At 43.1% G+C, this 24,069-nt stretch carries 25 protein-coding genes; 15 read left to right on the top strand and 10 right to left on the bottom strand.

The window, feature by feature from the left end; all coding sequences use genetic code 11:
• Nucleotides 1-44: 44 nt before the first annotated feature.
• The 5 genes from ABDD94_RS02350 (at nt 45) to ABDD94_RS02330 (ending at nt 3,303) form a co-directional block, all read left to right on the top strand.
• A complete protein-coding gene (locus ABDD94_RS02350; RefSeq protein ID WP_345954518.1) occupies nt 45-440 on the top strand; it encodes a hypothetical protein in 396 nt (131 codons plus the stop codon).
• Between the two features lie 113 nt (nt 441-553).
• On the top strand, nt 554-751 hold the full coding sequence (locus ABDD94_RS02345; RefSeq protein WP_345954517.1) for a hypothetical protein: 198 nt from the start codon (nt 554-556) through the stop codon (nt 749-751).
• A 48-nt stretch (nt 752-799) separates the two neighbouring features.
• The gene (gene rlmD, locus ABDD94_RS02340) at nt 800-2,215 is read left to right on the top strand and encodes a 23S rRNA (uracil(1939)-C(5))-methyltransferase RlmD (protein ID WP_345954516.1); all 1,416 of its coding nucleotides are present in this window, start codon (nt 800-802) and stop codon (nt 2,213-2,215) included.
• An 84-nt stretch (nt 2,216-2,299) separates the two neighbouring features.
• Nucleotides 2,300-2,689, top strand: a complete 390-nt coding sequence (locus tag ABDD94_RS02335; RefSeq protein ID WP_345949422.1) for a hypothetical protein — start codon at nt 2,300-2,302, stop codon at nt 2,687-2,689.
• Nucleotides 2,690-2,796: 107 nt separating this feature from the next.
• Entirely contained in the window at nt 2,797-3,303 is a 507-nt protein-coding gene (locus tag ABDD94_RS02330; protein WP_345952121.1) for a phosphoribosyltransferase family protein, read from the top strand.
• Between the two features lie 24 nt (nt 3,304-3,327).
• On the opposite strand, the gene treF is transcribed toward ABDD94_RS02330, so the two are convergent.
• Nucleotides 3,328-4,890: an alpha,alpha-trehalase TreF gene (gene treF / locus ABDD94_RS02325; protein WP_345954515.1), complete on the bottom strand. Its 1,563-nt coding sequence runs from the start codon at nt 4,888-4,890 to the stop codon at nt 3,328-3,330.
• A 110-nt stretch (nt 4,891-5,000) separates the two neighbouring features.
• Between treF and ABDD94_RS02320 the strand changes: the two genes are divergently transcribed.
• Both ABDD94_RS02320 and ABDD94_RS02315 read left to right on the top strand, forming a co-directional pair.
• Entirely contained in the window at nt 5,001-5,594 is a 594-nt protein-coding gene (locus ABDD94_RS02320) for a YceI family protein (RefSeq protein WP_345954514.1), read from the top strand.
• Nucleotides 5,595-5,713: 119 nt separating this feature from the next.
• Nucleotides 5,714-6,133, top strand: coding sequence for a response regulator (locus ABDD94_RS02315; protein ID WP_345949425.1), 420 nt, complete (start codon nt 5,714-5,716; stop codon nt 6,131-6,133).
• On the opposite strand, the gene ABDD94_RS02310 is transcribed toward ABDD94_RS02315, so the two are convergent.
• Nucleotides 6,130-6,900: an MBL fold metallo-hydrolase gene (locus ABDD94_RS02310; RefSeq protein WP_345954513.1), complete on the bottom strand. Its 771-nt coding sequence runs from the start codon at nt 6,898-6,900 to the stop codon at nt 6,130-6,132. The genes ABDD94_RS02315 and ABDD94_RS02310 overlap by 4 nt on opposite strands.
• Nucleotides 6,901-6,987: 87 nt before the next feature.
• Between ABDD94_RS02310 and recJ the strand changes: the two genes are divergently transcribed.
• The 3 genes from recJ to ABDD94_RS02295 all read left to right on the top strand — a co-directional run bounded on the left by recJ (nt 6,988) and on the right by ABDD94_RS02295 (nt 11,059).
• Entirely contained in the window at nt 6,988-8,685 is a 1,698-nt protein-coding gene (gene recJ, locus ABDD94_RS02305) for a single-stranded-DNA-specific exonuclease RecJ (RefSeq protein ID WP_345954512.1), read from the top strand.
• Between the two features lie 109 nt (nt 8,686-8,794).
• Nucleotides 8,795-9,532 (top strand): LPS export ABC transporter ATP-binding protein, encoded by a 738-nt coding sequence (gene lptB, locus ABDD94_RS02300; RefSeq protein WP_345949428.1) that lies wholly within the window; start codon nt 8,795-8,797, stop codon nt 9,530-9,532.
• A 15-nt stretch (nt 9,533-9,547) separates the two neighbouring features.
• Nucleotides 9,548-11,059 (top strand): GH3 auxin-responsive promoter family protein, encoded by a 1,512-nt coding sequence (locus tag ABDD94_RS02295; RefSeq protein ID WP_345954511.1) that lies wholly within the window; start codon nt 9,548-9,550, stop codon nt 11,057-11,059.
• A gap of 139 nt (nt 11,060-11,198) precedes the next feature.
• Here ABDD94_RS02295 and ABDD94_RS02290 read toward each other — a convergent pair whose 3' ends face one another.
• Together ABDD94_RS02290 and ABDD94_RS02285 are read right to left on the bottom strand one after the other, a co-directional pair.
• Nucleotides 11,199-12,479, bottom strand: a complete 1,281-nt coding sequence (locus ABDD94_RS02290; RefSeq protein ID WP_345954510.1) for a TonB family protein — start codon at nt 12,477-12,479, stop codon at nt 11,199-11,201.
• Entirely contained in the window at nt 12,469-13,050 is a 582-nt protein-coding gene (locus tag ABDD94_RS02285; RefSeq protein WP_345954509.1) for a sigma-70 family RNA polymerase sigma factor, read from the bottom strand. The genes ABDD94_RS02290 and ABDD94_RS02285 overlap by 11 nt, the downstream gene beginning before the upstream one ends.
• A gap of 85 nt (nt 13,051-13,135) precedes the next feature.
• Between ABDD94_RS02285 and ABDD94_RS02280 the strand changes: the two genes are divergently transcribed.
• The gene (locus ABDD94_RS02280; protein WP_345954508.1) at nt 13,136-15,061 is read left to right on the top strand and encodes a von Willebrand factor type A domain-containing protein; all 1,926 of its coding nucleotides are present in this window, start codon (nt 13,136-13,138) and stop codon (nt 15,059-15,061) included.
• A 219-nt stretch (nt 15,062-15,280) separates the two neighbouring features.
• Here ABDD94_RS02280 and ABDD94_RS02275 read toward each other — a convergent pair whose 3' ends face one another.
• The 3 genes from ABDD94_RS02275 to pdhA all read right to left on the bottom strand — a co-directional run bounded on the left by ABDD94_RS02275 (nt 15,281) and on the right by pdhA (nt 18,752).
• A complete protein-coding gene (locus ABDD94_RS02275) occupies nt 15,281-15,961 on the bottom strand; it encodes a hypothetical protein (RefSeq protein ID WP_345954507.1) in 681 nt (226 codons plus the stop codon).
• 82 nt (nt 15,962-16,043) lie between these two features.
• Complete coding sequence (locus ABDD94_RS02270; protein ID WP_345954506.1) at nt 16,044-17,714, bottom strand: 2-oxo acid dehydrogenase subunit E2; 1,671 nt, start codon at nt 17,712-17,714, stop codon at nt 16,044-16,046.
• Between the two features lie 42 nt (nt 17,715-17,756).
• On the bottom strand, nt 17,757-18,752 hold the full coding sequence (gene pdhA / locus ABDD94_RS02265; protein ID WP_345949435.1) for a pyruvate dehydrogenase (acetyl-transferring) E1 component subunit alpha: 996 nt from the start codon (nt 18,750-18,752) through the stop codon (nt 17,757-17,759).
• Nucleotides 18,753-19,027: 275 nt separating this feature from the next.
• Between pdhA and ABDD94_RS02260 the strand changes: the two genes are divergently transcribed.
• Nucleotides 19,028-19,576: an NlpC/P60 family protein gene (locus ABDD94_RS02260; RefSeq protein ID WP_345949436.1), complete on the top strand. Its 549-nt coding sequence runs from the start codon at nt 19,028-19,030 to the stop codon at nt 19,574-19,576.
• Between the two features lie 48 nt (nt 19,577-19,624).
• Here the strand turns inward: ABDD94_RS02260 and ABDD94_RS02255 are convergent, their stop codons facing one another.
• A complete protein-coding gene (locus ABDD94_RS02255; protein WP_345949437.1) occupies nt 19,625-19,810 on the bottom strand; it encodes a hypothetical protein in 186 nt (61 codons plus the stop codon).
• A 72-nt stretch (nt 19,811-19,882) separates the two neighbouring features.
• Between ABDD94_RS02255 and ABDD94_RS02250 the strand changes: the two genes are divergently transcribed.
• From ABDD94_RS02250 to ABDD94_RS02240, 3 genes are all read left to right on the top strand, one after another.
• Entirely contained in the window at nt 19,883-20,809 is a 927-nt protein-coding gene (locus tag ABDD94_RS02250; RefSeq protein ID WP_345954505.1) for an SPFH domain-containing protein, read from the top strand.
• Between the two features lie 6 nt (nt 20,810-20,815).
• Complete coding sequence (locus ABDD94_RS02245) at nt 20,816-21,475, top strand: hypothetical protein (RefSeq protein ID WP_345954504.1); 660 nt, start codon at nt 20,816-20,818, stop codon at nt 21,473-21,475.
• Between the two features lie 108 nt (nt 21,476-21,583).
• Nucleotides 21,584-22,141 carry a DUF922 domain-containing protein gene (locus tag ABDD94_RS02240; RefSeq protein ID WP_345954503.1) on the top strand — a complete coding sequence of 186 codons (558 nt, stop codon included), beginning with the start codon at nt 21,584-21,586 and terminating at the stop codon, nt 22,139-22,141.
• Between the two features lie 122 nt (nt 22,142-22,263).
• On the opposite strand, the gene ABDD94_RS02235 is transcribed toward ABDD94_RS02240, so the two are convergent.
• Together ABDD94_RS02235 and ABDD94_RS02230 are read right to left on the bottom strand one after the other, a co-directional pair.
• Nucleotides 22,264-23,019, bottom strand: a complete 756-nt coding sequence (locus ABDD94_RS02235; RefSeq protein ID WP_345949440.1) for a DUF4197 domain-containing protein — start codon at nt 23,017-23,019, stop codon at nt 22,264-22,266.
• 41 nt (nt 23,020-23,060) lie between these two features.
• Nucleotides 23,061-24,068: an inorganic phosphate transporter gene (locus ABDD94_RS02230; RefSeq protein WP_345949441.1), complete on the bottom strand. Its 1,008-nt coding sequence runs from the start codon at nt 24,066-24,068 to the stop codon at nt 23,061-23,063.
• Nucleotide 24,069 lies beyond the last annotated feature (1 nt).

The raw sequence follows: 24,069 nt of genomic DNA, 5'->3' as shown, positions 1-24,069 counted from the left end.
GAGCTGGACAGGCTCCGGGCGATTTTTATATTAAAAACAACATAATGAATACTAGAAACGAATTAGCAGAAGCGAACGTTAACCGATGGTGGCGGATCAAAAGAGAAGAATACAACAATGGCTTGCTTATAGCAGGCGCTGCCACATTTATACTGCTCACTTGTTGGATAGCAACCGTCGTGAACTTCTCAACCGAAGGGGAGTACATTCCCATAATACTATTTTGCTTTGTAGTAGCGTATGTTATCTACATGCTTATAGCTCACTTGCTTTATACTTTTGGCTGGGTAGCCGATGTATGGCTCAATCATCATGATGATGAAAATTATAGGCAGATGCTGTTCAAAGTTATTTATTGGGCATCGGTGGTTATCCCGCCCCTGCTAATTCTGTCGGCCATTATATTTACTACCTACATTTTCTATAACATGCCCGATTAAATACTTTTTGGCTATGGTTGTTACCGTAAGATAAAATTAAAATAATCATTATACCAATTTGGTTTTTGGTATAAATGTTTGTTATTTTTGCTTACACCTTAAACACAAATCCTATGAGACGCGAATTAATAGAATTTTCAGACCGGATTGACGAACAATTTGAGCCTGCCGTAACAGAAACCGGCGAATTGTGGATAAACATGCTAAACTGGTTTAGCACAATACCTAACAAGAGCAAAAGGCCTGAGCCCCCTTATCAAACTTATATCACCAAAGAAGGTCGTTTGGTTTCGGCCGATGGTGTATTTTAAGAGCGTACTTTAACGTTTTGTATTGGGTTTGCTTAACTTTGCAGCCTAATGAGAAAAGGAAGAGGCCATAGGCCCAATTTAAGTTTCGAAAACGTAAGTGTTATTGACATAGCCGAAGAGGGCAAAGGTGTAGGCAAAACGGAAGACTTTGTTTTGTTTATTGAAAAAGCCGTGCCCGGCGATGTGGTGGATGTAGAAGTTTACCGCAAAAAGAAAAATTTTGGCGAAGCCAAGATCACTAACCTTAAACAGCCATCAGCCCACCGTACACAGCCGTTTTGTGAGCATTTTGGTACCTGCGGTGGCTGTAAGTGGCAACACATGACCTATGAGGCTCAACTACAGTTTAAACAAAAAGCCGTTACTGATGCCCTAAGTCGCCTGGGTGGCATTGAGGTTAGCCACGCCCTGCCCATTGTACCCTCGCCGGCCGATCGCTATTACCGCAACAAACTGGAGTATACTTTTAGCAACAAGCGCTGGCTAAATGATGGCGAGAACCGCACCGATGACCCGATGGAGATGAGCGCGCTGGGCTTTCACATACCCGGCCGTTTTGATAAGATATTGGATATATACCACTGCTACCTGCAGGCCGATCCATCAAACGATCTGCGTTTAAAAATACGTGATTACGCGCGGCAGCAAGGCATGACGTTTTATGACGTAAAAGCCCATACCGGTGCATTGCGTAACCTTATCATCCGCACCTCATCAACCGGCGAGCTGATGGTGATTGTAGTATTTGCACATGCTACCGACGATGAAGTAAACAATATGATGAGCTACGTAGAGCGCGAGTTTCCGCAAATTACATCGCTGCTTTACATACTTAACCAAAAAAAGAACGATACCATTTTTGACCAGGAAGTGATTGCCTGGAAAGGCCCTGAATACATTCATGAACACATGAACGAAATTCAGTTCCGAATAGGCCCCAAATCGTTTTACCAAACCAATGCCATACAAGCACAGCGGCTTTACGAAATTGCGCGCGATCTTGCCCAATTTAAAGGTAATGAGCTGGTTTACGATTTATATACCGGCGCAGGTACAATTGCCAACTTTGTAGCTGGCCATGTTAAAGAGGTTATTGGTGTGGAGTACGTACCCTCGGCCATTGAAGATGCCAAGGTAAACTCCGCCATCAACAATATACATAACACTAAATTTTACGCCGGTGATATGAAAGACGTGCTTAATGACGACTTTGTAGCAGCGCATGGTAAACCCGATGTAATTATAACCGACCCGCCCAGGGCTGGTATGCACGCCGATGTAGTAGCACGACTGATGGAAATTGAAGCGGAAAAAATTGTGTACGTAAGCTGCAACGCCGCCACACAAGCCCGCGACTTAATTGTACTTAAAGAAAAATACAACGTTACACAAATACAACCGGTAGACATGTTCCCACACACGCAGCATGTGGAGAACGTGGTATTACTGGAATTAAAGAAGTAAAGCGGAGCTGTGGAAGGGAGTAACGGGCAGTACATTTTGTTTGTACGCCCCTCGCTCTACTACATAGCATCTCAAAACCAACTTATGGATCCGGAAGAATTACTGAACGAGAATAATAACCAGAAGCAAGAAAGTCCGCTAAAAACCCTGGAGGTGGATCTGCGCTTATACAGCGAGTCGCTGAGAGAAGTAGCGGTAGAAATTATGGTTGAGGGCCTATCGGCCTACCCTATATTTGTAGCGCACCAGCACGAGGTGAAACTGGGAGAACTGATTTTAGATAAAGAAGATCTGAATACCGACTGGACTATTCATGCTTCTACCCTGGAAGAATTTGTAGAAAAAGGCATCGTTAAAAAAGAATTAAAACAGCGCTTTATTGACACTTACAAAAGCCCGCATGATTACATGTGCGTATTTGTAATTGTACCTGAAGGCGCCAACTTTGTATTTTTCCCATACGGAAAGGAATAATATATTTGTTGAGAAAATCGGTTCTATACAGTGGTTGCATATTTAAAGAAAACAACTGCATATTTACCAGTTTACAAAGTAGAACCTGCAACTTACAACCAGCTGCCATGGCCGAAAAGCTTTTAATACTCAATCATCAGCAAATACAGCAAAAGATTGACCGCATTGCTTACCAGATTCTCGAAGATAATTTTGAGGAACAAGAAATAGTTATTGCCGGCATACTGTCGCAAGGCAGCGTTATAGCACAACGCCTTAAAACCGTGTTAGAAGGCATTGCGCCGTTTAAGTGCACCATGATTAACATTGAATTGCAAAAAGACAGCAGTACGCTGCAATTCAGCACCGACGCCGATATAAACGAATGCCGTAACAAGGTAGTAATACTGGTTGACGATGTTTTAAACAGCGGCAAAACCCTAGCCTACGGTTTCGGCGTTTTTCTGGATGTTCCTCTTAAAAAGTTACGCACGGTAGTGTTGGTAGATCGTAATCACAAGAGTTTCCCGGTAAGTACCGATTTTTCCGGCATAGCCTTGTCTACAGTATTAAAGCAGCATGTGTACGTATCCCTTAGCCAAAATGGCCAGGAAGATGCTGTTTACCTGGGGTAGACTTTTTAAAAAAAACAAGCATGCTTAGTGCTTATACATATTCATTAATTTTAACAGTACGCCGTTAGTCCAGCCAAACCCATCCTGCAAGGGGTATTCGCCCCCACCGGCTTTGGCGTTGATGTGTTGTATATCATATTTTTCCACCAGCTTTCCGGTTTGATTAAATGTGTTTAAGTTTAATTTTATCCAACGGGAAGCTATAGTTTGGGCCAGGTCTTTGTGCTTATAATTTCTTAAACCCACAATGGTAATATACTGCAAGGGTGCCCAGCCATTGGGCTGATCCCACTGCTGCCCGGTACCCGTCAAAGTGGTAGCTACCCCGCCCGGCTGTAAAAACTTTGCCTCAATTAAGGCTGCCACCTGTTTGCCTTGTGCATTGCTGGCTATATTAAAAAACAATGGATAAGCAGTTGCGATGCTCGCCTGGTTTGATATTGTTTTTTGTTGCCAGTTATAATCATAAAAGCAACCCGCTTTGCTATTCCAGCAATATTTAAGCAATGCTGCTTTACGTTTGGCTGCTTTAGAACGGTACAACGCTGCCGATTGCTGGTTACCGCTTATCTCAAATGATTGTGCAAGGGTAGTTTCCAGGTTATACAACAAACAGTTCAAATCAACCGGTATTAAACTGGTGGCTTGAAGGGTTGCCAGGCTTTTGCCATCGGCCATCCATCGGCTGCTAAAATCCCAACCCGATTCGGCAGCAGCTCTAATGTTTCGATAAAATTCTGCCTTGTTCTGTTTAGTTTGCCGGGCCGCCAGTACATCTTCCCTGTATGATTCTTCACGCGGCTGCGTGCTTGCATCCCAATACCGGTTAAGCAAACTGCCATCGGCCATTCGTACTACATGCGCATACGCCTTGCCAGCTTTTAAGGCTTCACTACCCTGCATCCAGTACTGGTACTCTTTTATAAGTTGTGATTGATAAGTAGTCAGCGTTTTGACGCCTTTATGTTTGGCCAGCAACTGCACCATTAAGGCAAAAAACGGAGGCTGCGAACGGGTTAAATAATAAGTGCGGTTACCATTGGGTATATGCCCATGTTTATCTATCAGGTAAGCAAAGTTCTTAACTACACTTTCTATCAGTACAAACTGCCTGGCTTCCTCAAGTCCAAGCATGGTAAAGTATGAATCCCAGTAATATACCTCCCTGAATCGACCGCCCGGCACTATATAAGCATGTGGCAAGGGTAGCAGCGTGGTGCCTTTAACAGTGTCGGCTACGTGTTGTAGCACGGTCCACAGGGTATCAATATGCTTGCGGATGCCGCCTTTAATATTGCTTCGGTATTGTGTACTGTTTTCGCTCGGGGCCGAAAAGTATTGCTTAACAAACGCTTTAAGGTTAAAGCCGGGCTTACTTTTCTCAACCTGATAAGCTTTTAAAATAACCGCTGGCGGTTGCCTGGCCGATACATCTACAAAAGTTTTACCGTCGGGGAAAATCTGCTGCATCTGCACTGCTTCAAATAAACCCGGATATAGTTGTGCAGGGGTTTCAGTTTGTGCATAGGCTAATACTGAACAGCAAATACTGATAAGTATCAATAATAATCGTTTCTTAAAACGCATATTGGTTAAACCATATACAGCGCAAATTGTCATACTAAAGCAAAGAAAAAAATACATGTTTAAACATGTATTTTTTTTCTTATACATTTGTAACATAAATTAAAACTGAAATGAAAAAATTGACGACCTTATTTACAGCAGTTGTTGCAGTTGCCTTAGTTGCCTTTAAACCTGTTGCACCAACAACCTACAGAGTTGACACAGAAAAAAGTAAAATTGAATGGACTGGTAAAAAAGTAACCGGCCAGCATACCGGCACTATAAAATTAGCCTCTGGTGAAGTTGCCGTTAACGGTAAAGTACCTACCACCGGCAAGTTTGTAATTGATATGACCAGCATGGATAATACCGATCTGAGCGGCGATGGCAAAGCTAAATTACTAGGTCACTTAAAATCTGAAGATTTCTTTGGCACTGAAAAATATCCAACAGCTTCGTTCCAGACTACTAAAATTACGCCTGCAGGTGCTGGCAAAGTAAATGTAACCGGTAATTTAACTGTTAAAGGTAAAACCAGTGTTATTACTTTCCCTGCTACTTATACATTGGCCAACAATACTTTGAATGTTAATGCGTTAAACGTAAAAGTTGATCGCACTAAACACGATATTCGTTATGGTTCGAAAAGCTTTTTTGCAAGCATTGGTGATAAAGCAATTGACGACGAGTTTCTTTTAAATATAAATTTGGTAGCTACGCGCTAACATTTATATCATTTAATCGTATTAATAAGTCCCGGTGCATGTTTGCGGCGGGACTTTTTTTATATTACAACTTTTAGGAGTGAAACAATTTACAAAGGCATTCCGTATAGAGATTTATTATGACGAGCAACTCCAAACCTCTTAGCATATTACTGGTTGACGACGACGAGATAAACAATTTTATTTCGATTAAATTAATTAAGAAAGCGCTGATTTATACTGAAATAACAGCTTGTTTAGATGGCAGTTATGCTATAAACCAACTTTTGGAGATGCAGGAGAAAGATCCGGAAAGCTTACCTGACTATATATTGCTTGACATAAATATGCCCATTATGAACGGCTGGGAGTTTTTAGATGAATTTAAACGCCTGGGATTAGATCCGCTGAACAAAACCAAAATCTTCATCATATCATCTTCGGTATTCAGCAATGATATTAATAAAGCAAAATCTTATGACCTGGTAAAAGATTTCATCTCCAAGCCACTTAACGTCGAAAAAATAAAAGAGCTGTTTGCTGTTGAAAAAACCGTTTAATAAGGCGTTATTGTAAACGTTTCGTCCTGATACTGTACTTTTCCTATAGCGGTCGACTTGGCATGGTAAAACAAGCAAACCCAATTTTCGGCCGCTGCTTTCTGCCCGTACTCGTCTCGCAAGTGCATGGCTTTGCGCCCGTCATAATCATACTTAGCCGCAAACTTTCTTAATAACTGTTCCGGCTCCGGCAATTCATCACCACCAAAAAAGCATTTCTGCCCATCCTCTTCCAGCAAAAACACCTGGTGAAATTGTGTGTGCCCACCCGACAGTTCAAAGTGAATGCCTGGCCTAACCTCGCCCGAACCTTCTACAAACTCAATTCTGGCTTCGCGCTGCAGCGTTTCAAAAATAGGCAAGCGGTAGGATGATGATTTGCCCGACAGCGCATAATCCCATTCGCCTTGTTGTATAACATGCACCGCCTGAGGAAAGCTTGGTTCCAGCTTGCCATTACGTTCCACTACCAGGCCGCCTGTATGGTCATAATGCAGGTGCGATTGCAGCACCAAGCTTACCTCGCCCGGCGCAAAGCCAGCCTCGCGTATATGCTGGTGCAATAAGAGCTCTCCTTTATCATCTTTATAACCTAAACCGCTGTCCAGTACAATTAAATCGCGCTCGGTTTTAACCAAAAAAGGATTTACATGAATAAACAGCGAGCCAGGACGATCTTTTGCGTTATCGGTTGCAGGATTAAAGGGTATAAATTGTTTAGATGAGTCAACCGAGTAAGAGCCTTCGCCTAATGCAAAAATTTCCATAGTTATAGGATGCGCGTGTGTTAACAGAAATGTACCTTTGTTGGTTATTACCCAACAACTACATTAAAGGTTTGAAAGCACAAAAGTATGCAAAAACGGTGGTCACTAAAGCATAATCCCGATATAAATGCGGTACAAGCGCTCTCTACCGAACTGGGCATCGATCCGGTGTTGGGTACATTGCTATTGCAGCGCGGCGTAACAAACTTTCAGGATGCCCGTTACTTTTTCAGGCCAGATCTGCGCCACCTGCATGATCCTTTTCTGATGATGGATATGGAAAAGGCCATTACGCGCATAGAACAAGCCATCACGCGCAACGAGAAGATATTGATATTTGGGGATTACGATGTAGACGGTACTACCGCTGTAACTTTGGTATATAGTTTTTTTTGCAAGCGTTACACCAATCTTGAATATTACATACCCGACCGTTATACCGAAGGGTATGGCATATCTACAAAAGGTATTGATTATGCTAAAGCCAATGACTTTTCTTTAATTATTGCGCTGGACTGCGGTATAAAATCAATAGACAAAGTAGCTTACGCCAACGAGAAAAATATTGATTTCATTATTTGCGATCACCACATGCCGGGTGAAGAACTGCCCGCCGCCATGGCCGTTTTAGACCCTAAGCGGCCTGATTGTAACTATCCGTATAAAGAGCTATCGGGCTGTGGTATTGGCTTTAAGCTCATACAGGCTTATGCACAAAAAAACAACATACCTTTTGAGGAAGTAACGCAATATCTGGATTTGGTAGCAACCAGCATAGCCTGCGACATAGTACACATTAGCGGTGAAAACCGTATTCTGGCTGCTTTTGGGCTTCAAAAAATTAATGATGAACCCAGCATTGGTATACAGGTATTGAAGGAGCTTGCCGGTAAAACCAGCTATTATACCGTAGCCGATATTGTGTTTTTGATTGGCCCGCGTATAAACGCTGCCGGGCGTATTGACGATGCCAAGCATGCGGTTGAACTACTGCTAGCTACCGATACCGATTTGGCCCGCGAAAAAGGAATGCTCATCAGCGTAAAAAACACCGAGCGCAAAGAGCATGATCTAAACATTACCGATGAGGCGCTGAGCATGATTGCCAATGATGTACTGGCGGCCGAACGCAAATCTACCGTGGTATTTAACGAGAAATGGCATAAGGGTGTAATAGGCATCGTAGCGTCACGCCTTACCGAAAAATATTATCGCCCAACCATCGTACTTACCCGCTCCAACGGGCACGTAGCTGGCTCGGCCCGTTCTGTAGTAGGTTTTGATTTATATGAGGCGTTGTGCGGTTGCAGCGATTTGCTGCTACAATTTGGCGGCCATAAATACGCCGCCGGCCTTACCATGAAACCAGAACAGGTTGATGCTTTTACACAACGTTTTGAGGAAGTAGTTAGCGCCAGCATAACTGAGCAGCAACTTATTCAGGAAATACTGATTGATGCAGAATTACAACTGGCACAAATAACGCCTAAGTTTTTCCGGGTATTAAATCAATTTGGTCCCTTCGGGCCCGAAAACATGTCGCCAGTGTTTGTAAGCCGTAATGTGACGGTCTATGGCGGGGTCAATCTGGTAGGCAGCAATCATATTAAAATGTCGGTTTATCAAAACAGCTCGCCTTTGTTTGATTGCATTGCCTTCAATCAGGGTGAATGTATTGAGGATATACGCCAGGGTAAACCGTTTGATATTTGCTATACCATTGAAGAAAACATATGGCGCGAAAAGCGTTCGATACAATTAAACATTAAAGGAATACGTTGCTAATTCAGTTGCCTGTGATCTGTGTCCAGCTGTATGAGCTTCTTTAGCAACAGGTAACCGACAACTAAAAACAGGCCACGGGCCGCATCATCAACCGACAACTGAAAAAACTATGAACTTACGTGCCGACCATCTGGTAAAAAAATACAAACAGCGAACCGTTGTTAACGACGTTTCATTCAACGTATCGCAGGGTGAGATCGTTGGCTTGCTGGGGCCTAACGGCGCGGGTAAAACCACCTCGTTTTACATGATCGTAGGCTTGATAAAGCCTAACGAAGGCCGCATCTATCTGGATGATGAAGAGATTACCAACGATGCCATGTACCGCCGGGCACAAAAAGGTATTGGCTACCTGGCACAGGAAGCCTCGGTATTCCGGAAACTAACCGTAGAAGACAATATTAAGGCTGTGCTGGAAATGGGTACAATGAACAAGCAGCAGCAGAAAGACAAATTAGAGGAGCTGATTGACGAGTTCAGCTTACATAAAGTACGCAGAAACCGTGGTGACCTGCTATCGGGCGGCGAACGGCGGCGTACCGAGATTGCCCGGGCTTTGGCAGCCCAACCTAATTTTATTCTGTTGGATGAGCCATTTGCAGGTGTAGATCCTATTGCGGTTGAAGAGATTCAGAGCATGGTAGCCAAGCTTAGGCACCGTAATATTGGTATCCTAATAACCGACCACAATGTACAGGAAACCCTGTCTATAACCGACAGGGCTTATCTCCTCTTTGAGGGAAAGATATTAGAATCGGGCGTACCAGAGGTACTGGCGGCAAATGAGATGGTGCGTAAAGTTTACCTGGGCGCAAACTTTGTGCTAAAAAGAAAAACTTTTGTTTAATTTGCCAGGTACCATATGACCATTATAAACTCAGTTGTTACCTGGTTCATGAAAAAGCGGATCCATCAGATTGAGCTTTTTATGAAATATCCTAATGAAGTTCAGGATGAATGGTTTAACCAGCTCATTAGCAACGCGGAGGATACCGAGTGGGGAAAACAACACCACTATAAAAGCATTCAATCACTGGCCGACTATAAGGAGCGTGTACCTATACAAACGTACGACACGCTGAAGCCTTACATTGAACGTATGCTCAAAGGAGAGCAAAACGTGCTTTGGCCTTCAGATATAACCTGGTTCGCCAAATCATCGGGTACTACCAACGATCGCAGCAAGTTTATTCCGGTAAGTGAGGAATCACTGGAGGAGTGTCACTTTAAAGGCGGCAAGGATATGCTGACCATTTATTGTAACAACCGGCCCGATACAATGCTATTTACCGGTAAAGGGTTAACGTTGGGTGGCAGCCACCAGGTAGGGCAGTTAAGTACCGATATCTTTTTTGGAGATCTCTCGGCCGTTATTATGAAAAACCTGCCTATGTGGGCCGAGTTTTTGCGTACACCCAATCTCGAAATTGCCTTACTCGAAAACTTTGAGGAGAAAATTGAGAAGATGGCACATGCCACAAAAAACGTAAATGTTACTTGTATTAGCGGCGTACCCACCTGGAATATAGTTTTATTTAAACGCCTGCTCGAAATAACTGGCAAGAACAACCTTCTTGAAATATGGCCTAATCTGGAACTTTATTTTCATGGAGCAGTAAGCTTTACCCCGTACCGTGAGCAGTTTAAAAAGCTGGTACCCAGTAGTGACATGTATTACCTTGAAACTTATAATGCATCGGAAGGCTTTTTTGGCATTCAGGATCGGGAGGAACCCGGGGATATGTTGCTTATGCTGGACTATGGCATTTTTTATGAGTTTTTGCCCTTAGAACACCTACATGATGAAAACCCGCAAACACTTGGTTTAGATGAGGTACAAATAGGAAAGAACTACGCCCTCATCATCAGCACCAATGCCGGTTTATGGCGGTATATGATAGGAGACACCATAAAGTTCACCTCGCTCGATCCTTACCGCATACAAATAACCGGTCGTACCAAGCACTTTATTAACGCCTTTGGCGAAGAGGTAATCATAGACAACGCCGAGCGCGCATTACAAGAAGCCTGCCGCCAAACCGAAGCCATTATACGCGATTATACCGCTGCACCGATTTACTTTACCGACAGCAAATGTGGCGGGCATGAATGGATAATTGAATTTGAACGTAAGCCTGCCGAGTTTGAACGCTTTGTTGACTTACTAGACGAAACCCTGCGCAGGGTAAATTCTGACTATGACGCCAAGCGTTTTAAGGATCTGGCGCTACTTCGCCCCAGGGTACACTCGGCCCCTGACGGCACTTTTGTACAATGGATGAAGAACCGCGGCAAACTGGGTGGCCAAAATAAGGTCCCCCGCCTGGCTAATAACCGCGAGTATCTAGATAGTATTTTGGAGATGATGAATTAAGGCCGCTTACAGGCTTGCCTTCATTATGTTGAATGTATTTGATACCCGTTTGGCCTGTATGCCGTTGCTCAAACTTTGCATAACTAATTGCATACAAGATGCTAGAAGAAGTTACCTGGTGTATAGTCAGTAACTTTATCTATTTAAAATTTATTCTCACCTTAACCGTCTCCGGCTTACCGTTTACATTAGGTAGCCATGCCGGCCCTGCTTTAATTATAGCTATAGCATGCTGATCAGCTTCCTGGCTTACTGATTTGGAGATCTTAAAATCACTTAACGTTTTATCCGGATTTACCACAAAGCTTAGCTTCACCGTACCGGTTTTATCATCGGGCGATTGAGCTTCATTTTCAAGATATTCTTTAAATTGATCCCAGCCATATATAGGGTGCGCCCTTTTAATAACTTGCTGCTTGGGAGTTATGCCTGCTACAACCACCTCGGCAAGCGCCCGGTTATCACTTGATAAATAAACCTTGATACTGTCGTTGCCGTGTACCTTTAATTGTTCGGCCTTATAACCAATATAGGCTATGCGCAGCTCATCTTTATCAGCAGCTGTAATGCTGAATATACCGTTAACATTGGTGTTTGTACCACTACCTGAATTAAGGTTTTTAACCATAGCGCCAACAACGGGCTGGCCGTCATCTTTGTACAAAACCTGCCCGTTAACCATTATTACAGGTTTAACTTTTGCAAGTTTTGCTTTGCTGGCAATAGTGAGGCCTGCTACCCTACCCTGCAGAGCTGAATCCATTGTTGCCGCCCGTAAATTTAAAGCGCTTTTGCCTATAAGATCTTGCTTTCGCGAAGTACCATAGCCAACCACCACTACATCATCTAATTCTTTCGCTTTTTGCAGTGTATCGGCTACCTCGTTTAAGTACCCTTGTGCTGCATTAGTTGAAGGTGCAGCTGCTACTTTGGGTAAAACCAAGGGATGTTTTTGCTTTTGTACGGCAATGAGTGGCGGCGTGTACAAGCTATTAGACGCAGCAGGTTTTATAACAGCTTGCTTCTCTTGCGGCACCGCCTGAACTTTAAGAGGAGCCGGTTGCTTTTGTACCACATTTGTTTTATCAGCCTGTTTACCAGCAGGTACATTAGCAGCGGGCCTGTAGTTAAGTAGCCACCATCCACCTATACTTATAAAAAGCATTACTGAAGCTGCTACAGCAATTTTTGGCCATAGTACTACGCGTTTGGCCTGCGGCTTTACCCTTAGTTGTAACCGGCTGGCCAAATTACCCAGGTTAGCGTTTTGATTGCTATTAGTTTGGGCATAACCTTCCAGTGCGTCCATTAAAAACGGATCGTCAAGCGCCTGGCGTTCCAGCTCATGCATAGCACGCGCATCAAGTTCACCGTTCAGGTACTTTTGTATTTGCGATATGTCGTTTTTTTTATCGCTCACGGTTATTCTCCAAACAAATTTTCAAATTCCTTTTGCCGTTCTGTATATAACTCTTTACCTCGTTTAAGCTGTAGCCTGTAAGTTCGGCTACTTCCTTATAACACTTCTCTTTAATATAAAACAAATCAATGCTCTTTTGCTGTTGAGGTGTTAGCTTTTGCATGCACCTTTCCAGTTGTTGCAAATTTTCCTCGCCAGCACCAGTATCATCAGCATCAGGATGCAAAACAAACGGAAATTCCACAAGCTCACCTACACTTAACGTTTCGATTTTTTTATGAGCCCGTAGTTGCATGAGGCAAAAATTACGGCTCAGCACATACAACCAGCTCCTGAACTGCTTAACCTCGTGCCGGCTTGCTTTAACAATAAGCTCCTCAAATATCTGCATAACCGCGTCTTTGCTTTGCTCCTCGTCCTGCAAATACTTAAGGCACACACCATACACCAAAGGCATGTACTGTTCATAGAGCTGGCCCAGCACGGCCAAATCGCCGGTTTGACGATAGCGTTGCAGCAGGGCATCATCGCCCGCCTCATCCGGCTTATGCTTTTTACTGAACCAGCTCATGTAAGTGCTGTAAAATAATTTTTTTATCCGGCTTATGGAAATTGTATAAAGGCCGCATCCTTATCACAAATTAAACTAAACAGCCATGAAAAAAATGATCTTATTACTGCTGCTCAACTGCGCAGCTCTTGCACCGGCTCTGGCCAGCCGTATGGTAACCGGCCATGTGTTTGACGCGAGTAACAAACAACCGCTCGTCGGCGTAGCTATCCGTATCGAAGGCGGCTTCACAGGTGCAGCTACCGATATCAATGGCTATTATCACTTGAGTATTCCGGGCAATAACACAACTTTGATGGTAATATACATTGGTTACGAAACGCAGAAAGTAAAAGTTGGCAAACAAAGCACCCTCAATATTTACTTAAAGCCATCAAAAAGCACCTTAGATGAAGTGGTGGTTATGGGATACGGCGTTTCGGAAAAGCGCGATATCACTGGCAGCGTCGCTAACATGTCTCCAGCCCCTATGTACAATCAATCGCTTGCAGGCCGCGTAGCGGGGATACAGATAACGGGTGCACAACAAAAAAATAAAATACGCGGCATTTATATGCCTGCTCCCCAAGAAAGTGAATCGTACAAAGGCATTACCGAGAACGGTTTTCAAAATCCGAATGACAATCCCTTGTCTACTTTCTCTGTTGATGTGGATGCTGCCTCGTACAGCAATATAAGACGCTTTATCAACAACGGCCAATTACCGCCAAAGGATGCCGTTAGAATTGAAGAAATGATCAATTACTTTGCATACAACCTGCCTGCACCAACCAATGGCGAACCCGTTGCCATACATACAGAACTTTCTGCCGCACCATGGAACCCTAAGCACCGCCTGCTGCGTATAGGCTTAAAGGCGCGTGTAGTGGCAACCAACAAACTACCGGCATCAAATCTGGTATTTCTGATTGACGTGTCGGGGTCTATGTTTTCGGCTAACAAGCTGCCCTTGGTACAATCATCACTTAAGATGCTGGTAGATCAATTACGCCCTCAGGATAAGGTAGCCATTGTAGTGTACGCCGGCGCTGCCGGACTTGTACTGCCATCAACTTCCGGTGATCAAAAAACAACTATAAAAGATGCTATTGACCGCCTGCAGGCCGGCGGTTCAACAGCGGGTGGCGAGGGCATAAAGCTGGCCTACAAAACCGCCAAACAAAATTTTTTAAAGAGTGGTAACAACCGGGTTATTATGGCTACGGATGGTGATTTTAATGTGGGTGCCTCATCAGACCAGGATATGGAGCAGCTAATTGAACAGGAACGTAAAAGCGGCGTGTTTTTATCGGTGTTAGGCTATGGCATGGGTAATTATAAAGATAGCAAAATGGAAACCCTTGCCGACAAAGGCAATGGTAACTATGCTTACATTGACAACATTACCGAAGCCCGCAAAACGCTGGTGAGCGAGTTTGGCGGCACTTTGTTTACGGTAGCCAAAGATGTTAAACTACAATTGGAATTCAACCCTGCCAGGGTGGCCTCTTATCGCTTAATTGGTTATGAAAACCGTATGCTGAACAAGGAAGACTTTAACAACGACCTTAAAGACGCCGGAGATATGGGCGCAGGTCATAATGTAACAGCTTTGTATGAGATTATACCTGCCGGGGTGCATGATAAGTTTACTAATAGCGTTGACCCGCTTAAATATCAGAAATCAGCACAAGCGACTACCAACTTTATATCTAATGACATGCTTACCATAAAATTTCGCTATAAAGAGCCAAATGGGTCGGTAAGTAAGGTAAGCCAGGCCGTAGTGATAGACCAGCCAGTGGCTTTAGCCAGTACCACAAATGATTTCCGCTTTGCCTCGGCAGTAGCCGAGATAGGTATGCTCCTGCGCGACTCGGAGTTTAAACAAAACGCCAAGTATGACGAAGCCATTAAACGAGCCCGTGCAGCCAAAGGCAGCGATAATGAAGGCTATCGGGCTGAGTTTATTAAATTAGCTGAAAGCGCCAAGTTGTTAAGTAAAAGTGCGCTTGCTGCAGTTGAAGAGTAATTGCTTTATAAAGTCCGTTGAAGTAATGGATAATCTCCCATCTTTGACGGGCTTTTTTATCTCCATACCCTAGGTTTATCCACGCCCATTATGCGATTTAGTTAGTACTGTGTTATATCCTATTTGGGTGTTTATGTATTTCGGAGACGAAGCGGTTATTGGAAAGCATATTTACCTGTACTAATAACGCAGATGACATAATCTAACAATACAAAATGCCTATTCATCAACCCCAAAAGCATTAGCTAAGGTTATGCCCAGGGCTTCGTACTTGTCTTTAACGGATGTATCGTACCGGTATAGGAAGTGAGAAAAGATGAGTTCGCCTGTTGCAGGTAGCTCGGCTACTATTATTTTGTAGAGATACTGGGTATTGCCCCGGTAACCCTTTACCTGAATACTGTAATTATATCCTTTAATACCTTTACAAAGCGACATGATCTTTACACGCCTGAGCTCCTTGTCCTTACCAGATTTAATGGTTTTGATATAATCATCAACCGCTTTTTCTACAACCTGTATATCTGTAGCTCTTAATGCCCGCTTACGGCCGAGCGGAAAAGGAACTACCTGCCCGGCGAAAATCTTAAAAGTAGCTTGCTTATCGGGACTAATGTAAGTTACGGTGTCAATATATGCATCAGTCTTTTTGCGTACCTCGCTAACAACTTCCTCTTTAGGCCATATCTCTGTAAAATATTTTGGAAACGAATAAGCATAACTGTAAGACACATTTCTTGATGTGGCGTAGAGATTGGTATCGACTAAACTAATGGTTTTGCCCTCAAATTTACACGGCGCATTGCGATCCAGCAGGCTTTTGAGCTGAGCTTGCTGAGATTGCCCCTGTACACATAACGTGCAGCAGGCCATCAATAGGTTTAGAAGCAGTGCTTTCATCCGGTACTCAATTTTTTACCTAAGGAAAAAGCCCCTTGGCTTTCACCAAAGGGCTTCTCTTATACAAGAGCTTAATTTGTTGTTATATCAATAACCTTACCGGTTCTTCCAGTAATGATTTAACGGTATTTAAGAATGCAGCAGCTGTTGCACCATCAACCGTGCGGTGATCGGCACTTAGCGTCACTTTCATTACATTACCTGGTACTACAGCGCCGTTTTTAACTACCGGCACTTGTTGTATGCCTGCTACCGCAAGTATACATGAATCAGGCGTGTTAATGATAGCTGTAAAATCGTCAACACCAAACATACCTAAGTTAGATATGGTAAAGGTTGAGCCTTCCCAATCAGCAGGTTGCAGCTTTTTGTCTTTTGCTTTCTTGGCAAACTCTTTAACCTCAGCACTAATGCGGCTTAATGATTTACCATCAGCAAAACGTACTACCGGTACCAGCAAACCTTCGTCTACCGCAACAGCAATACCGATGTTCACATGCTCGTTGAAACGGATTTTATCGCCTAACCATGAAGAATTGATAGCCGGGTGTTGTTTTAAAGCAACAGCACAAGCTTTAACTACCAAATCATTAAATGATATTTTAACCGGTGATACTTCGTTCATTTTGCCGCGGGCAACAATGGCCGAATCCATATCGATAGAAACAGTAACGAAGAAATGCGGCGCGGTGAACAAGCTTTCAGATAAACGCTTGCCAATAACCTTGCGCATTTGCGTTACTGGTTTTTCGGTGTATTTTTCCTCGCCTATAAACGGAGCCAGGGTAATAGTTGGACCTGCTTTAGCTGCACCCTCTTTAGCATTAGCGCTGGCGGCTTGTTCGGCCTGTACTTGCGCCGTAGTAACGCCCTCACCGGCAGACTTAGCAGATGGGGTAAATCCTTCCACGTCTTTTTTAACAATGCGGCCACCTTCGGCGCTACCTTTAACCTCGTTCAGGTTAATGCCTTTATCTTTAGCTATTTTGCGAGCTAAAGGAGAAGCTTTAACACGGCTGTCGTCTTCGTTAGATGAAGCAGCAGATGAAGTTGTTTCTGCAGTTTCTTGCTGTGCAGGAGCCTCTTCGGCTTTAGCAGCAGCAGGGGTACCTGCACCAGCTTTTAATAGCGGGGTAACATCGGTACCTTCTTTACCTACAATGGCAATAATATCATTTACTTTGGCGGCCTGACCTTCTTCAACACCTATATATAATAAGGTGCCTTCTTCGTAGCCCACAACCTCCATGGTAGCTTTATCAGTATCCACATCGGCTAATGAGTCGTCTGCTTTTACCTTATCACCTACTTTAAAGTTCCACTTGTTAATAACCCCCTCTGTCATCGTATCGCTCAGGAGCGGCATACGGATAACAGCGGCCGGAATATTAGAAGTATCTACAGCAGGTTCAGCAGCTTTTTCGGCTACCGGTGCGGCAGGTGCTTTATCTTCGGCCGGTTTAGCTTCGGCAGCCGGTGCAGCACCGCCTTCCAACAATGGCTTGTAGTCTTCGCCCTGGTTGCCAATAACGGCAATTACAGCGTCAACCGGTGCAGCGCTACCTTCTTCAATACCTATATAAAGTAAAGTACCGTCCTGGTATGATTCAAAATCCATAGTGGCTTTATCGGTTTCAACCTCGGCCAATAAATCGCCTGATTTTACCTTGTCGCCAACTTTTTTATGCCATTTAGCGATAACACCTTCGGTCATGGTATCGCTCATTTTGGGCATCTTAACTACTTCAGCCATATTCTATTGATGAATAGTTTGGTTTAAATTGTTTATAATAAGTTAGTCGCGGATGTACGGATAGTCACTTTGAACGTATACATCGGTGTACAGTTCAGAAGCCTCAGGCCATGGCGACTCTTCGGCAAACTGTACAGCTTCGTCAACCTGTGCTTTTATTTTAGCAGCAATCTCTTCAAACCATTTTTCGTCGGCGTAGCCGTTTTTCTCAATAGCTTGTTTTACTATCTCAATAGGGTCTTTAGCTTTATAGCTTTCTACCTCTTCTTTAGTACGATACTTTTGCGGATCGGACATGGAGTGACCTTTGTAACGGTAAGTACGCATCTCCAGGAAGGTTGGTCCTTCGCCGGCACGTGCACGTTGTGCAGCCTCGTCCATTGCGTTATGTACAGCAACCGGGTCCATACCATCAACAGCTGATGAAGGGATACCGTAAGGCAAACCTAATTTATAAATATCAACATCGGCGGTAGAACGGGCTACTGATGTACCCATGGCATAACCATTGTTTTCACAAACAAAAATAACCGGCAATTTCCAAAGGGCAGCCATGTTGAAGGTTTCGCCCAAGGCACCCTGGCGTACAGCGCCATCACCCATGTAGCAAACGTTAACAAACTCGGTTCCTTTGTACATTTCGGCAAATGCAATACCGGCACCCAACGGAATCTGACCGCCCACAATACCATGCCCACCATAAAAGTGATTGGCTTTGTCGAACATGTGCATTGAACCGCCTTTACCTTTAGATATACCTGTAGCCTTACCATACATTTCGGCCATGATAGCACCAGGTGATGTACCTTTAGCTAAAGCATGTGCGTGATCACGGTAAGTAGTAATCATACTGTCCTCATGACGTAAAGCCGATACAGCTCCAGCCAAAACAGCTTCTTGTCCAATATATAAATGACAAAATCCTCTGATTTTTTGCTGTCCGTATAATTGTCCTGTCTTTTCTTCAAACTTACGCATCAGGAGCATAAGCTCATACCACATCAGGTAGGTGTCTTTAGTTATTTCGATTGAACTCATTTATTAAAGAATCAATTTCTGTTTTTGGGATGCGCAAATCTAATTATATCCTTGAAAAAAATCGATTTTGGAACGCATTTGTTAAAAATATTTTACTTTACACCCACCCCATACTGTGCTAACTTAATCATGGGTTAGGCATTATTAATTCTTAAAAAAATATTTTTCAGTATTTGGTTAATTGAAAATTTTATATAGCTTTGTATTCAACAATAGACACCAGTGTCCATTTTAATAAACAAGTAACTAAGATAACCCCAAAAACTGTTGATTAGATGAAGAAATTGTTCCTAGCTATTGCCCTGTTTTTGAGTATTTTGAGTGCACAAGCACAAACAAAAAGTGTTCCAAATCAAGGAGAGACAGAGACCGAGGAAGATAAGAGTTTAGCAAAGGATTACTTTTCTCAAATCATGGGCGTAGCGATGTCTGCTACATCTAACGTAAAACTTTTTCAATTTGTATACGACTGGATTGGCACCCCTTACCATTTAGGTGGTGATACCAAACGCGGTATTGATTGCTCAGGTTTTGCTTACCAACTGTATACTAAGGTGTTTAACACCGCTATTGGCAACAATAGCCGTAACATCTTCAGCATGGTAAACCCGGTTGGTAAAGAGGATTTAAAAGAAGGAGATTTGATTTTCTTTAAAATTCACAGCCGCGCTATTACACATGTTGGTGTTTATATTGGCAATGGCAAATTTGCCCACGCTTCATCAAGCAAAGGTGTAATGATCAGTTATCTTGCCGACCCTTACTGGACCCGCTACTATTATAAAGGCGGCCGGTTATTAGCAGACGCCCCTCAGAATAATTAATATATATACATTATAAAGCTCCCGCCCTAAAAGCGGGAGCTTTTTTGTTTAGTCGGTATCTTTGGTATTTTTTACCAGGCCTATGCCCGAAAAAAAGAATAAGATCGAAATAATGCCTACTACAACAGATGTAGTAACATTACCCGAATGATTGATTACCTGGATACCGGTATAAATTAATCCGGCTATACCTAACACGGTAAGTATAGCGCCAAACGTACGTTTTAAATTCATAGTAATTATTTTGTTTGATTGAGTGATACTTATGGTTATTCGATTATATTTATTGACTTATAACACCATTTTATGATTGCCGTTTGGATTATTGTATTTATTTTATTAGTTATTGCGTTCACATCATTTGTAACCATTAAGCAAGGCACTGTTGGCGTGGTAACCATTTTTGGCAAATACCGCCGTATACTACTGCCGGGGCTAAACTTTAAAATACCTTTAATTGAGGTTTTATATGCCCGTATCTCCATTCAAAACCGCTCGGTAGAACTGGAATTTCAGGCCGTAACGGTCGATCAGGCCAATGTTTATTTTAAGGCCATGATTCTGTACTCGGTTTTTGACCAGAGCGAAGAAGCTATCAAAGCTGTAGCATTTAAATTTGTTGACGAGCGCAATCTGATGCAAGCCCTGGTACGCACCGTAGAAGGTTCTATACGTGCCTATGTGGCTACCAAGCGCCAAAGCGATGTACTTATACTACGCAGAGAGATTGTAGAGCATGTAAAGGAACAGATTGATAATATACTGGAAGGTTGGGGCTACCACCTGCAAGACCTACAGTTAAACGATATTACGTTTGATGAGGTGATCATGAAATCGATGAGCCAGGTAGTGGCCTCTAACAACCTGAAAGCCGCTGCTGAAAATGAAGGCCAGGCTTTACTGATTACCAAAACCAAAGCTGCAGAGGCCGAGGGTAATGCTATTAAGATTGCCGCCGAAGCCGAACGCCAGGCATCGCAATTGCGTGGCCAGGGTGTAGCGCTGTTCCGCGAGGAGGTGGCTAAAGGTATGAGCGTAGCTGCCAAAGAAATGCACCAGGCCAATATGGACACCTCGGTAATCCTGTTCACCATGTGGACCGAAGCTATCAAGCATTTTTCTGAAAATTCTGACGGTAACGTTATCTTCCTGGATGGCTCGGCCGATAACATGCAGCGCACCATGAAAGAAATGATGGCAATGCATAGTTTGAATGTAGATGCGAAAAAGTAGGGTGCGATGAGAAAAGGTTTAGTGGTTACAGTTTTGTTAGTAGCGGCAAATATGTGCTATGCTTCAGACACAACTACCGCTAACTTCATTACGCAAACCTACAAGCAAATTATTAATACCTCTTATCGTTATTACTACATACAAAACGAAGCTAAGAGCCTTATCAAAAACAAAGCACATTTTGCTGACATAGATTTTGAACTAACAAACGCTCCACAAGAAGTGCCTATACAGGATTTAAAATTAAACCTTCAAAAAGACACGGCTGCATTTAAATGGAACGACTATCCACTCCCTTATGCAAGATATGTAGATGAAAAGAGTTTGCCCTTCTATCCGTTTCAGAACATAATATTGAAATATGTCCCAATAGCTACAAAAGCATCAACTATAGACAGCCTTTGGAAAAAACATATTGTTGCAGTACCTGTTAGCTCAGGCGCTAACGAAAAGCAGCTTAAGAGAGCTGAGTTAAAAGTAATGGCTGCTATAAGGAAGAAACCTGAAGAAGAAAAGAACTACTACATCATATGGAAGCCGGTATTTTCTTCCGACAAAAGGTTTGCGTTATTAGCAGTTGATGAAAATGGACAGGGGCATACCTACATTTTTAAACGTGATGGTAACCGATGGTTAATAATTTATAATAAATGTTGGGTTGCCTAACATTTACGATTTGTTTTAATGGAAAGAATATCATCAATACTAAATTCCACAACCCTGCTAAACCCTTCTTCGTAAAAGGAGTCAAAATCAAAAAAATACTCCTGATTAATGAAGCAACGATATGTGCGATGGATGGGTGCCTTAATGCTTTTACTGCTAGGTTGCAGTATGGCAATGGCGCAGCCTTACCGGCAATTAACCCCCAGTGATTTTACAGGCATGGTGCCAACAGGAAGCGGTTTTTATGTAGCACACACCAGCTGCAACGTAACCATGAACTATGATGTGCGCAATTACCGTAGCAATTACCACCTTACTTTTGATGTGAAGTTGAGCCTCAACCGCGACCGCTCGTGGATTAACCGCCGAATGATTACAACGCCCGATATGATGGCCGAGGTTTTACGGCACGAACAGGGCCATTATCAAATTGCCTACCTTATGCAACAGGAAATGATAAGGGAGTTAACGCAAAACCGCTATACAGGCGATTATCAACGCCAGGCCAATGCTATCTTTAAACGTATTGACGACAAATACCGCCAGATGAACGAAGATTATGACGATGACACCCAGCACATGCAAAATCGCAAACAACAAACAGCATGGGTTAATTTCTTAAATCAACAAGTAGCACAGTTTAGCAGCTTAGCGATGAATTACTAATTACAAGAAGTATAAAAGATAAAAACCTACCGACCCGACACGGGCTACGCTAGCATACCCTTAATAAAAAGGCCTTCATTCGTTAAAATGAAGGCCTTTTTTATATCTACTTTAAATCTCAATTAGCTTGTCTTCCTTTGCACATAGCCAAATACCTTTTGCAACAATGGCGTGGTGCGGGCTGATAAGTTAGTGCGTATACTCAGTTCTTCTAAGGCTATACGATAGAACAAACCGTCGATGGCCTTTTGAGTGACATAGCTATCCAAATCAGGATTAAGCTTATTAAAGGTTAATGGAATCTTGTTATAAGTTGTGGCCAGCTGACTATAATAACGGGTGGCACCTACCTTAGATAAGCTATTGTGAATAACCGGCTGAAACTCGGCCGTTAGCTGGCTGGTAGTAACGCGCTTAAAATATTGTGTTGCGGCATCTTTACTGCCACCCAGCAATATATTGGTTACATCCTGTATGGTCATTTGTTTAATAGCCGACACAAAAATAGGCTTGGCCTTGCCTGCAGCATCCTCAGCCGCACGGTTAAGCGACAGTACCACATCATCGCAAAGCTTGTTAAAGCCCAGCTTACGTAGTGTATTTTCGGCCTTTTGTGCCTCAGGAGGAAAAAGCAGTTTAATAGCTGCATTGCCGAAAAATCCATTAACGGCCGATAGCTGGCTGGCGCTTTTATCAGTACCAACCTCGAGGGCCTGTTTAAGGCCGCTTATCATTTCGAGCGTGCTTGGGGTGGTGGCGGTTTGAGCCGGGTTATATATTCCCCCGCCAGCGTTGTTTACTGCCGCATTTAAAGTATCGCAGCTGCTGGTTACCGAAAAAACGAACAGTAACGGCGCAAAAGTTAGTATCTTTCTCATAAGTAAAGGTATGACAAAGCTACGGCCCGAAAGTTTACTTGCTATAAGAAATGCATTATTGTAAAAATAGCCGCAGCAACAATAGCAGATATTGGGATAGTAATTACCCAAGCCCAAAGCAAATTGATAGTTACGCCCCAGCGCACAGCCGATACCCTTTTGGTTAAGCCTACACCAATAATAGAACCGGTGATAGTATGCGTAGTTGAAACCGGAATACCCAAACGTTCGGTCATGAAAAGGGTAATAGCACCAGCAGTTTCTGCACTTACACCTTCGAGCGGGGTAACTTTGGTAATTTTACTGCCCATGGTTTTAACAATCTTCCAACCGCCACTCATAGTACCTGCAGCAATAGCGGTGTAACACGCTAATGGAATCCAGTCGGGCATGGTTTGGCCGTTGGTAATTACGTTTGAAGCAACTAAAGCAACGTAGATTATACCCATTACCTTTTGTGCATCATTACCACCATGTGCGAAACTTAATGCAGCCGATGATATAAGCTGCACAGCCTTAAACCAACGCTCTGCTACAGCAGGCCTGGAATTTTTGAACAGGTGCAGAATAATTATGGTAATAATATAAGCAATGATTAAGCCTATAAAAGGAGCCAGTACAATATAAGCGATAATTTGAGTTACGTAATGTGTATTGATAGCTGCTAATGGATTTGACCCCATAAACATGGCATTAGTTATACCGGCACCTGCAAAGCCACCTATTAGCGTATGCGATGAACTTGACGGGATACCGAACCACCAGGTAACTAAGTTCCAAGCTATGGCGGCAATAAGGCCGGCCATAACTACATGCATGGTAATAAACTGTTCGTGAACGGTTTTAGCCACGGTATTGGCTACTTTATGATCTTTAATTAAAAAGAAGGCTAGAAAGTTAAAAGCCGCAGCCCACAACACCGCCTGAAACGGCGTTAATACTTTGGTTGATACTACGGTAGCAATAGAGTTTGCCGCATCATGAAAGCCATTAATAAAGTCGAAGATTAGCGCCAGGCAAACAACAACAACAAGTAAAGAGGTAACCATG

Source organism: Mucilaginibacter sp. PAMB04168 (assembly GCF_039634365.2).
Taxonomy (GTDB): Bacteria; Bacteroidota; Bacteroidia; order Sphingobacteriales; family Sphingobacteriaceae; genus Mucilaginibacter.
This window is presented reverse-complemented; position numbering and strand designations above follow the sequence as displayed.